Annotated in this window: 14 protein-coding genes; 5 read left to right on the top strand and 9 right to left on the bottom strand. The window is 59.0% G+C overall.

The annotated features are described in order from the left end of the window. Positions 1 to 6: 6 nt before the first annotated feature. The 4 genes from QZR30_RS10340 to QZR30_RS10355 all read right to left on the bottom strand — a co-directional run bounded on the left by QZR30_RS10340 (position 7) and on the right by QZR30_RS10355 (position 2,267). Positions 7 to 870 carry a DMT family transporter gene (locus QZR30_RS10340; RefSeq protein WP_233518662.1) on the bottom strand — a complete coding sequence of 288 codons (864 nt, stop codon included), beginning with the start codon at positions 868 to 870 and terminating at the stop codon, positions 7 to 9. Positions 871 to 1,029: 159 nt separating this feature from the next. Further along, complete coding sequence (locus QZR30_RS10345; RefSeq protein WP_046070427.1) at positions 1,030 to 1,386, bottom strand: DUF1493 family protein; 357 nt, start codon at positions 1,384 to 1,386, stop codon at positions 1,030 to 1,032. A 111-nt stretch (positions 1,387 to 1,497) separates the two neighbouring features. Then, positions 1,498 to 2,097: a putative adenosine monophosphate-protein transferase Fic gene (locus QZR30_RS10350; RefSeq protein WP_056847208.1), complete on the bottom strand. Its 600-nt coding sequence runs from the start codon at positions 2,095 to 2,097 to the stop codon at positions 1,498 to 1,500. Further along, positions 2,097 to 2,267: a YhfG family protein gene (locus QZR30_RS10355; RefSeq protein ID WP_005783831.1), complete on the bottom strand. Its 171-nt coding sequence runs from the start codon at positions 2,265 to 2,267 to the stop codon at positions 2,097 to 2,099. Before QZR30_RS10355 ends, QZR30_RS10350 begins: the two co-directional genes overlap by 1 nt. A 267-nt stretch (positions 2,268 to 2,534) precedes the next feature. Here QZR30_RS10355 and QZR30_RS10360 point away from each other — a divergent pair, with 267 nt between their 5' ends. After that, positions 2,535 to 4,472, top strand: coding sequence for a RecQ family ATP-dependent DNA helicase (locus QZR30_RS10360; RefSeq protein ID WP_311903272.1), 1,938 nt, complete (start codon positions 2,535 to 2,537; stop codon positions 4,470 to 4,472). A gap of 12 nt (positions 4,473 to 4,484) precedes the next feature. Then, positions 4,485 to 4,916, top strand: coding sequence for an acyl-CoA thioesterase (locus QZR30_RS10365; protein ID WP_046070430.1), 432 nt, complete (start codon positions 4,485 to 4,487; stop codon positions 4,914 to 4,916). A gap of 67 nt (positions 4,917 to 4,983) precedes the next feature. Here QZR30_RS10365 and QZR30_RS10370 read toward each other — a convergent pair whose 3' ends face one another. The 3 genes from QZR30_RS10370 to fdhD all read right to left on the bottom strand — a co-directional run bounded on the left by QZR30_RS10370 (position 4,984) and on the right by fdhD (position 8,973). After that, a complete protein-coding gene (locus tag QZR30_RS10370; RefSeq protein ID WP_046070431.1) occupies positions 4,984 to 5,469 on the bottom strand; it encodes a glycine zipper domain-containing protein in 486 nt (161 codons plus the stop codon). 319 nt (positions 5,470 to 5,788) lie between these two features. After that, entirely contained in the window at positions 5,789 to 8,137 is a 2,349-nt protein-coding gene (locus tag QZR30_RS10375) for an FdhF/YdeP family oxidoreductase (RefSeq protein ID WP_046070432.1), read from the bottom strand. Beyond that, entirely contained in the window at positions 8,134 to 8,973 is an 840-nt protein-coding gene (fdhD, locus tag QZR30_RS10380; protein WP_046070433.1) for a formate dehydrogenase accessory sulfurtransferase FdhD, read from the bottom strand. Before fdhD ends, QZR30_RS10375 begins: the two co-directional genes overlap by 4 nt. A 244-nt stretch (positions 8,974 to 9,217) precedes the next feature. Here fdhD and lysM point away from each other — a divergent pair, with 244 nt between their 5' ends. Continuing rightward, entirely contained in the window at positions 9,218 to 9,658 is a 441-nt protein-coding gene (gene lysM, locus QZR30_RS10385) for a peptidoglycan-binding protein LysM (RefSeq protein ID WP_046070434.1), read from the top strand. 107 nt (positions 9,659 to 9,765) lie between these two features. Here the strand turns inward: lysM and yrfG are convergent, their stop codons facing one another. Continuing rightward, complete coding sequence (gene yrfG / locus QZR30_RS10390; protein ID WP_311903273.1) at positions 9,766 to 10,428, bottom strand: GMP/IMP nucleotidase; 663 nt, start codon at positions 10,426 to 10,428, stop codon at positions 9,766 to 9,768. 87 nt (positions 10,429 to 10,515) lie between these two features. Here yrfG and nudE point away from each other — a divergent pair, with 87 nt between their 5' ends. Further along, entirely contained in the window at positions 10,516 to 11,082 is a 567-nt protein-coding gene (gene nudE / locus QZR30_RS10395) for an ADP compounds hydrolase NudE (RefSeq protein WP_046070436.1), read from the top strand. After that, on the top strand, positions 11,079 to 11,915 hold the full coding sequence (gene cysQ, locus QZR30_RS10400; protein WP_046070437.1) for a 3'(2'),5'-bisphosphate nucleotidase CysQ: 837 nt from the start codon (positions 11,079 to 11,081) through the stop codon (positions 11,913 to 11,915). The genes nudE and cysQ overlap by 4 nt, the downstream gene beginning before the upstream one ends. Positions 11,916 to 12,026: 111 nt before the next feature. Here the strand turns inward: cysQ and QZR30_RS10405 are convergent, their stop codons facing one another. Further along, positions 12,027 to 12,482, bottom strand: a complete 456-nt coding sequence (locus tag QZR30_RS10405; protein ID WP_046070438.1) for a thioesterase domain-containing protein — start codon at positions 12,480 to 12,482, stop codon at positions 12,027 to 12,029. Positions 12,483 to 12,503 lie beyond the last annotated feature (21 nt).

Raw genomic sequence — 12,503 nt, forward strand, 5'->3', positions numbered from 1 at the left:
GCAGGGTTAATGGGCGATGTGCAGCACCACCGCGCCGACCAGCACCAGCACAACCCCGAGCACCTGTACCGCCGACAAGCGCTCCTTGAAAAATACAAAGCCCAGGATCGCCGCAATACCGCCTGACAGTGTACTGATCACCGTGACCACCGATACCGACCCTGCCATCGCGCCCCACGAAAACGCCGAGAACCCGCCGAGGTTCATCAGGCTGGCACCGGTCAACGTCGCGCAGTTTTTCAGTGGTGGGATCTTCAGGCCGTCCTTGATCTTCAGCACCATCACCACCAGCACGCACAGGCCCACCAGGTACCCCAACCACAACATGGTGATCGGCCCCAGTGCCGGTAGTGTGTAGCGACCTTGCAGCCAGAAACTGGTGCCGTACAGCGTTGCGGCGAGTATGGCGTAGGCGATGGACAGGCGCGGGTTGTTGTGGGGCGTGCCGTTGTCCTTGTGGATGCTGGACAGGACCACCCCAAGCACGCACAGGGCGATGCAGCCCAGTTGTATCAGGCTGATGTGTTCACCGCTGGCCCAGGACAGCAGGGTGGTCACTACACCATAAGAAGTGACCAATGGCGCGACGATGGCGGCTTTGCCCAGGGCGAAAGCCTTGGACAGCGCGAGGGCTCCAGAGACGGTCAGCAGGGCCGCTGCGATGCCCAGGAGCCAGACGCTCAACGGCGCATCGAGGGATTTGAAAAGGTAGGTCGGGAATATGACCAGCAGCAACGTCATGATCAGAAAGCCGAGGGCTTGGCCGAAATACACCGCGCGTTTAACGCCAACGGCGCGGGCATTGAGGCCCACGAGAAAGTCCGTGCCACCCCAGAGCAGGGCGGCCAGCAGGCCCATTAGTACGTCCATGTAGGTCCTTGTTATGCATACCGCTCGCCAGATTAACGCAGAACCAATGTGGGAGGGGGCTTGCTCCCGATAGCGGTGGGTCAGCTATAGATAAGCTGACTGATTCACCGCCATCGGGAGCAAGCCCCCTCCCTCATTGGTATCTCAGTGCTCTTGGGATCAGCTCAGGTTTTCCAAGGTCTGCGTGTCCCACCTGTGGGTCTTGATCGCCAGGTAGAGCATACCGATGGTCAGCGGGACTTTGTCGCCACGGCCCTTGGCGCGTCGCTTCAAGAATACGTCGAACACCGGCGGCTGAAAGTAACGATAAGCGTCGTAGTCGCTTAGGTCGACCCCGAAATCCTGTTCCAGCGCCTCCATGAATTGCTTGGCCTCAACACCATCGCAAGCAAGGTCGAAGTTGAGCGAGGTTTGCAGGCTAATGGTCTTGTGTTTCGGCAAGCCGATTTCTTCATGCAGCAATTGCAGGAGCTGCTGCATGACGGGGTCTTCGGGGAAGTGGGGGGCCAGGTTCATGGTGGGGTGCGTAGGAGTGGGTGAGGGGGCTGTCGCGTTCAGGTGGTCAGTGGCTTAGAAGTGAGGTTGTTCTCGAGCAATAAACAGATAGTTTAATCGTTCGCGGTTCGATCAGGTACTGGGAGGCTTACTGATACACCGCTCAAAAATCGCCTCCAATCCCCGATAATCACACGCCACCGCATCAATATTCGCCGGTATCCATGCCGCGTGTTTCACCAACCACCAGTTCACCGAAAACCCCGCATTCACGATGATCTGTTCAAACAGGATCCGCTGAGCCCGTCCATTGCCTTCGCGGAAGGGATGGATGACATTCAGATCGCCATAAGCTTCAGCGATTTGGTGGACGAGATCGGCCTGGGATGCGCCGACATACCAATTGGCTTCCAGCATGCGTTGAATGATTTTTGCAGCTTCCGGCGGGATACGCTCCGGCGTGCAGAACAGCGTGTCACCTTTCTGGATGTTGACGCTGCGCAGTTCGCCAGCCCAGTCATAAATGTCGTCGAACAGAATGCGGTGAATGTGTTGCAGACGTTCTAGGTCGTAGGGCGGCGGAAACAGCGGAAGATTGCCTACTGAAATTTCGGATAACTCTCGCTCGGCCTGATGCAGGCGTATTTCATCGAGCAAATCGAGGCGGTTGCGCAGGACGCTGCTACCGGGGTAGCAGTACGGGTCCTGGCCCACCCCGTATTTGTCGAGCATCAGCGCGAGGTGTTGCGGTACTTGGCAAGGACGGCTTCGCGGGTCGGCAGGGGCTTGTCGACATCGGCCGGTTGGGTATCGAACCCTTCCAGGCGCAGGCTGGCCAGATAATTGGAACGGCGGATCTTGTGATAGTGATCCTGTTTTTGCTCAAACGTCAGTTCGCTCATTGCAGCGTACTCCTGGGTAGCAAGGCTGTGATTGTAGCGCAATGCTTCAGGGGGAAGGCAGTATAAAAACCAAGTCGTAACCTGTATCAAAATCCCGCCGAAGATCTTAATTCAATGTGAGTTTTCGCAATATTCCCCGTCGGCCCTGGGCCATCCCCTGCCTGTGTATCATCCTGTCTCTTATTTCCTTGCGACCTTTCTCGATTCGCCGAACTTACTGGGCTACGTTTTTAAGCCACGTTCAGCGGTCAATGGAGTGACAGCCTTATGCACGACACCCTCCAGCAGGTCTTTGGTTATCCACAGTTTCGCCTGGGCCAGGAAGAGACGGTCAGCGCCGTCCTGGCCGGGCGTTCGGCAGCAGCAATTTTCCCTACGGGGTCGGGTAAATCTTTGTGCTACCAGCTGTCGGCGGTGTTGCTGCCGCACCTGACGCTGGTGGTGTCGCCTTTACTGGCGTTGATGCAGGATCAATTGGGGTTTCTGCAGCGCCATGGCATTTCGGCAGGCAGTATCGATTCGGCCCAGAGCCGTGATGAGGCCAACGATGTGATGGCCCGTGCGCGTTCGGGCGAGTTGAAAATCCTGATGATTTCGGTGGAGCGCTTGAAGAACGAGCGCTTTCGTAACTTCCTGCACAGCGTGCAGATTTCGCTGCTGGTGGTGGATGAAGCGCACTGTATCTCCGAATGGGGCCATAACTTCCGCCCGGATTACTTGAAGCTGCCGGACTACCAGCGCCAGTTCAATATCCCACAAGCGTTGCTGCTGACGGCCACGGCGACGCCCAAGGTAATCGCCGACATGCAGGCCAAGTTCGCGATTGCCCCCGGGGATGTGGTGACCACCGGCTTCTATCGGCCCAACCTCAACCTGCTGGTGGAACCGGTCAGCGGCCAGCACAAGCGCCGCAGGTTGGTTGAATGGATGACGGAACGGGCCAACCAACCGAGCATCGTCTATGTCACTTTGCAAAAAACCGCCGAGCAGATTGCCGAGCATCTGAACCACCACGGCATTCAGGCCGAGGCTTACCACGCGGGGCTGCCCCACGATAAACGCGAGGGCATCCAGCAGCGTTTCATGGGTGGGCGTTCCAATTGCATCGTCGCAACCATCGCGTTTGGCATGGGCATCGATAAAAGTGATATCCGTAATGTGGTGCACTTCGACCTGCCAAAGTCCATCGAGAACTACAGCCAGGAAATCGGCCGTGCAGGGCGTGACGGGCAGCCATCGGATTGCCTGGTGTTGGCCAATCGCGACAGCCTCAATGTGCTGGAAAATTTCGTCTACGGCGACACGCCGGAGCAAGAGGGCATTGGCCGTGTCCTCGAGGAGTTGCAGGCCGCACGCAGTGAAGGGCAATGGGAGTTCCTGCTCAGGTCGCTGTCCGACCACAGCAATATTCGCGAGCTGCCACTCAAGACGCTGCTGGTGCAGTTGGAACTCAAGGGTGTGATCGCGCCGCGCTACGCGTTTTATGCCGAATACCGTTTCAAGTACCTGATTGAGCCCGACGCTTTGCTCGCACGTTTTTCCGGCGAGCGGCAGCAGTTTGTCGCGGCGATCATCCAGGTGTGCAAGCGTGCGAAAACCTGGGCAACAGTGGATTTCGACGCGCTGTATCAACAGCACAATGCCGAGCGCAGTCGGGTGGTGAAGGCGCTGGATTACTTCCAGGAACAGGGCCTGATCGAGCTGGAAAGCAAGCAGATGACCGAGGTCTACAGTTTGCTCGACACCGATTTTGATCCAGTGGTGTTGAGCGCCGAGTTATACACAGGCTTTAAGCAGCATGAAGTGACGGAGGTGGCGCGGATTCACGCCATGCTCGACCTGTTCGCCACCGAACACTGCCTGGGGCAACGCCTGGCGCAGTACTTCGGTGATGAAAACGCTCCCCAGCGTTGTGGGCATTGTTCGGTGTGCCACGGCCATGTCGCGTATCTGCCGCCTCCGCCAAGCCTGCCGCCACTTGTGGATAAAAGTTTTATGGGGCTGTGCGGCGATTTTATCCACAGGCATCATGAGCACACTGGCGAGCTACCCGGTGCCGAGCGGCTGACGCGATTTCTCGGTGGTATCAGCGTGCCGTTGTTTACCAAGTTGAAGGCGCGGGGGGTTCCCGGTTTTGCCGCGCTGGAGGACTACCCCTACGCCGAAGTGCGCGACTGGGCCCACGCTCAATTAAACCTACTCTGACGAGACTTGCCGATGCCTGACTCAACGCCCCAGCGCGCCGATTACCGCTACTTCCAGCCGATCACCACGCGCTGGCATGACAACGATGCCTACGGGCATGTGAACAACGTCACCTACTACAGCTTCTTCGATACGGCGGTGAATACCTACCTGATCGAACAGGGCGGTTTGGATATACACGACGGCGAGGTGGTGGGGTTCGTGGTGAGTTCGGCGTGCGATTATTTTGCGTCGATTGCATTTCCCGAGCGCATTGAAATCGGCCTGCGAGTGGGCAAGCTGGGTAATAGTTCGGTGCAGTACGAGCTGGCGGTGTTCAAGGCCGACGAAGAAGAGGCCTGCGCGGCGGGGCGCTTTGTGCATGTGTTTGTGGATCGGGCGTCGAACCAGCCCGTGCCGATACCGGGGATCTTGCGCGAGGCGTTGCAGCGACTGGCGGTTTGACCTTGCGGCACCCGATGTGGGAGGGGGCTTGCTCCTCCCACATTAGTACTGCGGTGCTCTTCAGAGCTTACCGATGACGGTAGTGATGCTTGTTCTTGCGATGCCCGTAGGCATGGCCGCGGCCTGGATGGCCATCGCGGTAGTAACGACGGTCGTCACGGTCGCGATCGCGATAACGGCGGTCGTCACGATCACTGTCGTTACCCATGTAGTTGCCCAATGCGCCACCTGCACCACCGCCGGCCGCTGAGCCGATCAGTGCGCCGGTGCTGCCGCCGACACTGCGGCCCACGACGTTGCCACCGGCTGCGCCCAATGCGCCGCCAATGGCGGCTTCGCCTCGGCTACGCTTATCGGCACCGACTGCACTGCCGCCCGCGCCGCCCAGGGCTGCGCCAATGGTCGAGCCGGTGTTGCCGCCCAACTGTTGGCCGACAACAGAACCTAGAACCCCGCCCAATGCGCCGCCTACACCGGCTTCGGTGGTGCCACCGGCCATGGCTGCGCCACTGACCAGGCCAAGGGACAACAAGAGAATCGAGGAGAACTTCATTCAGGGAAACCTCAAGGGGATGACGGCGCGATCCTGAGGTTGTATCGAGACGCTGACAATCGAAATCCGACCGGCGGCAGAGGTTGTATACAATTTGCTAAGTTACTGTTTTTTATCGGGAACTTAAGTTGTTTTTACAGGTCTTTAGTTACTTCGGGACGGCCGCTTTTATGCAAAAGCGGCCTTTTTTGTGCCCGCAGAATCTGTCGTGACTGCGCTGGCCTCAAGTCCCCCCTCCCATATTTGAAATGCATTCCAAGTGTGGGAGGGGGCTTGCCCGCGACAGCGGTGGTTCAAGCAACGAATAGTTCGGATCAAGTCAGGCCGAGCGTGCCATGATCAGCCCGCTGTCACTTGCGGCTTCTAGACGGATCGCGACGAACTTCGACGTCGGCGTGTGGCTACCCTCGCCAGTGCTTTCCAGCGGCACCAGTGGATTCACCTCCGGATAGTACGCCGCTGCCTGCCCCGCCGGAATATCAAATGCCAGCAAGGTAAAGCCCTTCACACGGCGCTCACGGCCATCCTCCCACAACGACACGATGTCAGCCTTCTGCCCTGGCTTGAAGCCCAGGCGGATGATGTCGGCTTCGTTGACGAACAGCACGTCACGCTGGCCCTTGACCCCGCGGTAACGGTCGTCCAGGCCATAGATGGTGGTGTTGTACTGATCGTGGGAGCGCATCGACTGCATGATCAGGTCCGGCACCCGGCCCGTGGCATGGGTGCGTTCGTGGATCAGGTCCTTGGGCAGGATGTTCGGGCGGAAGTTGGCGCGGCCCGATGGTGTGTTCCAGCGGCGTGCACCGGCCGAGTTGCCAAGGTAGAACCCCCCTGGGTGCTTGATGCGCTCGTTGAAATCCTTGAAGCCCGGGATGGTGTCGGCAATCAGGTCGCGAATGCGCCCGTAATCGGCCACCAGCCAGTTCCAGTCAACCGGTTTGCTGCCCAGGGTGGCGGCGGCAATCCCGGCCAGGATCGCCGGTTCGGACTTCATCTGCGCCGACAGCGGTTGCAGTTGGCCGTTGGAGCCATGGACCATGCTGAACGAGTCCTCCACCGTCACCGCTTGCGGGCCGTCGGCCTGGATGTCGATATCGGTACGTCCCAGGCACGGCAGGATCAGCGCGTCTTTACCGTGCATCAGGTGGCTGCGGTTGAGCTTGGTACTGATCTGTACGGTCAGGTCGCAATTGCGCAATGCTTCGAAGGTGCGCAGGCTGTCTGGCGTGGCTTGGGCAAAGTTGCCGCCCAGGCCGATAAACACTTTGGAGCGGCCTTCGAGCATGGCGTGAATCGCTTCCACCACGTTGTGGCCGCTGTCGCGTGGCACCTGGAACTGGAAGCGACGCTCCAGCGCGTCAAGGAAGGCTACCGGTGGACGTTCGTTGATGCCCATGGTGCGATCGCCCTGCACGTTGCTATGGCCCCGCACAGGGCACAGGCCAGCGCCTGGGCGGCCGATATTGCCGCGCAACAGCATCAGGTTGGCGATTTCCTGGATGGTCGGTACCGAATGGCGGTGCTGGGTGATACCCATCGCCCAGCACATGATCACGTTCTTGCCTTTTGCGTACATGCGCGCCGCTTGCTCGATCTCAACCAGCGTCAGGCCGGATTGCTCGACGATTTCTTCCCATGAGGTGTCGTCAATCTGGCCCAGGTACTCCAGTACATTGGTGGTGTGCTCGTTGAGGAAATCATGGTCGAACACCGCTTCCGTGCCTTCGGCCAGGGCCTGGCGTTCCCACAGCAGCAGAAACTTGGCCATGCCACGCAGGATGGCCATGTCGCCGCCCAACGCGGGGCGGAAGTAGGCGGTATTGGTTGGCTTGTCACCGTTGGTGAGCATTTCCAGCGGATGTTGCGGATGCTGGAAGCGTTCCAGACCGCGCTCTTTCAGTGGGTTGATACACACCACCTGGGCGCCGCGTTTCACCGCTTCGCGTAGCGGTTCAAGCATGCGCGGGTGGTTGGTGCCGGGGTTCTGGCCCCAGACGAAAATAGCGTCGGCATGTTCGAAGTCGTCAAAGGTCACGGTGCCTTTGCCCACGCCCACACTCTGGGCCAGGGCTACACCGCTGGCTTCGTGGCACATGTTCGAGCAGTCCGGGAAATTGTTGGTGCCGTAGGCGCGTACAAACAACTGGTACAGGTAGGCGGCTTCGTTGCTGGCACGGCCCGAAGTATAGAACTCGGCCATGTTCGGGCTGGGCAGTGCGTTGAGGTGCTTGCCGATCAGGTCGAAGGCCGCTTCCCAACTGATGGGCATGTAGCGGTCGGTCGCGGTGTCGTAGCGCATCGGCTCGGTCAGGCGGCCCTGGTATTCCAGCCAGTAATCGCTTTGCTCCAGCAATGCGGTGACGCTGTGCTTGGCGAAGAACGCCGCATCGACGCGGCGCTTGGTGGCTTCCCAGTTGACCGCCTTTGCGCCGTTTTCGCAGAACTTGACCATGCCGCTTTCCGGCGAGTCGCCCCAGGCGCAGCCCGGGCAATCGAAACCGCCGTTCTGGTTGGTCTTGAGCATCATGCGGATGTTTTTCAGCGCATTGTCGCTGGTCAACCAGGCTTGCGCCACGCTGATCAGTGCGCCCCAGCCGCCGGCCGGGCCTTTATAGGGCTTGTAGCGTGGGGTTGGGGTCTGGTCGGCTTGGTGGTGAAGGCTCATGGCTGCTGCTCCATCGCTGGGCTATAGACCCGTGGCGCGCTTTTCTGTGGCAAGTGGATGAGATTGAGGTTGTGCCGACGCGCCCATTGCAAGGCCAGGCCGGTGGGTGACGACAGGCTGACCAGGGTCTGGATGCCCGCGCGCAGGACTTTCTGGATCAATTCGAGGCTGCAGCGACTGGTGACAATCGCCAGACCGCCGTTGGTCGGGATATTTGCGCGGATCAAGGCGCCGATCAATTTATCCAGGGCGTTATGCCGGCCGATGTCCTCGCGACCCAGCAGCAATTCGCCCTGATTGTTCATGAACACCGCCGCATGCACTGCGCCGCTGTACTGGCCCAGTGGCTGGAATGCACTGATGCGCTGGCGCAGGCCATCGAGCCATTCGGTGGGCGGCAAGGGCGCGCCGGGCAGCACTTGCAGGTCTGGCAGTGCCTGTTCAACCGCTTCTACTCCGCACAGGCCGCAACCGCTGGTGCCCGCCAATTGGCGGCGCTGCTGCTTGAGGTTCCAGAATGCACGGCTGGAAATCTGCACCTGAGCATATTGGGCAGAGCCGGAGCCGCTGATTTTCAGATCATAGATGTCGCTGACGTCGGTGATAATGCCGCTGCCGAGGCTGAAGCCGACAATGAAGTCTTCCAGGTCTGTGGGCGTCACCAGCATCACCGCCTGGCTGATATCGTTATAGGCAATCGCCAACGCCACCTCTTCGGCCAGCGCAGTACTGGCGACTTCAGTGTGTCCAAGATTGCAGTATTGATAACTCTGGCTGGCGACGGGCGCGGTCGTTTCGAGTGCGGGCGCCGCGCAGTTTGGGCGCTTGGCGTTCATGGGGCAGTACCACCGGCGGATTGATCAGTGTTTAGACTAGGCGCGACAAAGGGTCGCGTCTAATTGCCAGTATTGATCTGTTGATAGATGGCGTCGATCACGGCTGATTTGCCGCTTCACTGCCGGCTTATTCCAAGGGCGGATGATTTCAGCACTTTTGAGTCTTTGGTCGGTCTGGAACCCAAGTCTGTAGGACTGGTCTAGTCTTGGGCATCTGGAAATTAAATCCCAAGGAGAGCGCACCATGAGTATTTTCAGTTTTATCAAAGAAGCCGGCGAAAAGATTGTCGACCTGTTGACGCCGGGTAATGCGAATGCGAGTGAGCAGTTGAAGGAGCATGTGAACAAGGTGGGCCTGGGTAATCCAAACGTGCAGACCACGGTGGATGGCGACAAGGTCACGGTAACTGGTGAAGTTGCCACGCAGGAAGAGAAAGAGAAGATTCTGTTGGCGTTGGGCAACATTGCTGGTGTGGCGAGCGTGGATGATCAGATCACTGTATCGGGCCCTGCGGTTGCCGCTGCTCGTTTCGTCGTGGTGAAAAAGGGCGACACCCTCAGCGCGATTTCCCTGGCGGTGTACGGTAACGCCAACCAGTACAACAAGATCTTCGAGGCCAACAAACCACTGTTGTCGCACCCGGACAAGATCTACCCAGGCCAGACACTGCGTATCCCTGAATAATACGCAGGACAAAATGTGGGAGGGGGCTTGCTCCCGATAGCGGTGTGTCAGCCAAGTATCAGGTGACTGAACACTGCTATCGGGAGCAAGCCCCCTCCCACATGGGTTTAGAGTCCGGCAATGAGATCGCGGTAACCTTCTACTGCTGCAAACTCTGCCGTGTCCTTTGGCCCTTTCTTGCTATCGGGCTCCTTCACCGCCAGCAGATGCCCCACGCCGAAATCGCGGGCGCTGCGCAGGATCGGCAAGGTGTCATCGATAAACAGGCTACGGGCCGGATCGAAACCGATGTCGGCTTGCAAGGCTGCCCAGAATTGCGGGTTTTCCTTGGGGAAACCGTAGTCATGGGAGCTGATCAACCGCTCGAAATACGGCGCCAGTTCAATGCGTTCCAACTTCAATGACAGCGAATCACGATGAGCATTGGTGATCAGGATCACGCGCTTGCCGGCCTGCTTGATCGCCGCCAGGAACGTATCGGCATCCGGGCGCAGGGCGATCAGGTGGGCGGTTTCCAGCTTGAGTTCGCGCACCGGGATCGCCAGCTCAGTGCTCCAGAAATCCAGGCAGTACCATTGCAACTGTCCGGCGTTACGCTCGAACAGCGGCTGCAACTCCATCTCGGCCATGGTGCGGCTCACACCGTGCAGTTCGGCGTAACGCTGGGGCAGGTGCTCCATCCAAAAGTGGTTGTCGTAATGCAGGTCGAGCAAAGTGCCGTCCATGTCCAGCAGGACGGTGTCGATGGCGTGCCAGGGCAAAGAGGGCATGGTGCGTTCTCATGTAAGTAAAGATATCCGACACAGACAATCGGAAAAGCCACGGTATAGTAACCCGATCACGCCAAGGAGCCGCTTATGCGCCAGAAGCCCACCGTCCTCGCCCGCGAAATAGTCGCCAGTAGCCGTTTGTTCCGCGTGGAGGAAGTGCAATTGCGCTTTTCCAATGGCGTTGAACGGACCTACGAGCGTCTGGTGGGGCGCGGCACGGGCTACGGGGCGGTGATGATCGTGGCGATGATCGACGAGGACCATGCGCTGCTGGTGGAAGAGTACTGCGGTGGCACTGACGAGTATGAGTTGTCCTTGCCCAAAGGTTTGATCGAGCCGGGCGAGGATGTGCTGGCGGCGGCGGATCGCGAACTCAAGGAAGAAGCCGGCTACGGCGCACGGCAGTTGGAACACATCACCGAACTGTCGTTGTCGCCTGGTTATATGAGCCAGAAAATCCAGGTGGTGCTGGCCACCGATCTGTACGAAGAACGCCTTGAAGGCGATGAGCCTGAACCGATGCGCGTGGAGCGGGTCAACCTGCGTGAGTTGTCGGCGCTTGCGCAAAACGAGCAATTCAGCGAAGGCCGCGCCCTGGCCGCGCTTTACTTGGTAAGAGACCTGTTGATCCAGCGTGGAGCGTTCAACGCATGAGCGAACTGTTTTTAGGCCACCCATTTATCGCCCCTGTCATTGAACTGGCGCGTCAGGCCGGTGAAGCCATCCTGCCGTACTGGCGCGCCGATGTCGCCGTGACTTCAAAAGCGGATGATTCGCCGGTAACGGCTGCCGATCTGGCCGCCCATCATCTGATTCTCGCTGGCCTTACTGCTCTGGATCCGAGCATTCCGGTACTGTCCGAAGAGGATGCCAATATCGATCAAAGCGTGCGAGCCGGCTGGCAGCGTTGGTGGTTGGTGGATCCGCTGGATGGCACCAAGGAATTCATTTCTGGCAGCGAAGAGTTCACCGTCAATATTGCCCTGATCGAACAGGGTCGCGTGGTATTCGGCGTGGTATCAATGCCTACCACTGGCCGTTGCTATTTCGGCGGCGCGGGCCTTGGGGCTTGGCGTTCGGATGTAAATGCCGCGCCCAAGCAGATTCAAGTACGCCAGACCCCGGCTGCGGGCGAAGCGTTTACCGTGGTGGCCAGCCGTCGCCATACCAGCGCCGAGCAAGAGCGCCTGCTGGATGGTTTGAGCGAAGGTTTGGGCGAGCTGAAACTGGCGAATATCGGCAGCTCGTTGAAGTTCTGCCTGTTGGCCGAAGGCAGCGCCGATTGCTATCCACGCCTGGCGCCGACGTCACAGTGGGATACTGCGGCGGCCCAGGGGGTGCTGGAAGGGGCAGGGGGCGAGGTGTTGGAGTTGAATGGGCAACCGTTCAGCTACCCGGCACGGGAATCGTTGTTAAACCCATTCTTTTTGGCGCTGCCCGCGAAGGCTGCATGGCGCGAACGCCTATTGACCCTGGCCAGATCTTAAGATCACAACAGGGCAAAGTGTGGGAGGGGGCTTGCTCCCGATGGCGATGATTCAGTCACTAGATACTTGGCTGATACACCGCTATCGGGAGCAAGCCCCCTCCCACACTTTTTAGCGGTGCAGGACGTACTGGCCGGTAAAGGTTACTGCCCTCTCTGCGCTACCTGCATTCACAATCCATGTCTCCAGCGCCAGCCGCGCCCGCCCATGACGCTTGTACGTCGCCAAAAAACGCTTCCATACCTTCTCTTCCGGCGCTGCGCAAATGGCTGTCGCATCCTGCGTCACCGGCAACGGATAACTGATCTGCCCTTCCTGAATCACGATATGCCCGTCTTCAATCCCTTCTTCGCGCAATTTCAGGTGCAGCCAACCCCAACCCGCGAGCACGGCGCCGCAATAAAGGCTGCCGCCAAACATGGTGCTCTTATGGTTGATGTTGGCTTGCAAAGGTAAATGCAGATGCAGTTGGTCGTGCTGCCAGTCGAGCACCTTCAGACCCATCTCCCGGGTGAGGGGGATATCGTGGTGCAAAATGGATTCCAGATAACGGCTGTCGCGACTCATGTAGGCCTCTTGGCAGGTTGC

Source organism: Pseudomonas sp. rhizo25, from assembly GCF_031931935.1.
GTDB lineage: Bacteria > Pseudomonadota > Gammaproteobacteria > Pseudomonadales > Pseudomonadaceae > Aquipseudomonas > Aquipseudomonas synxantha.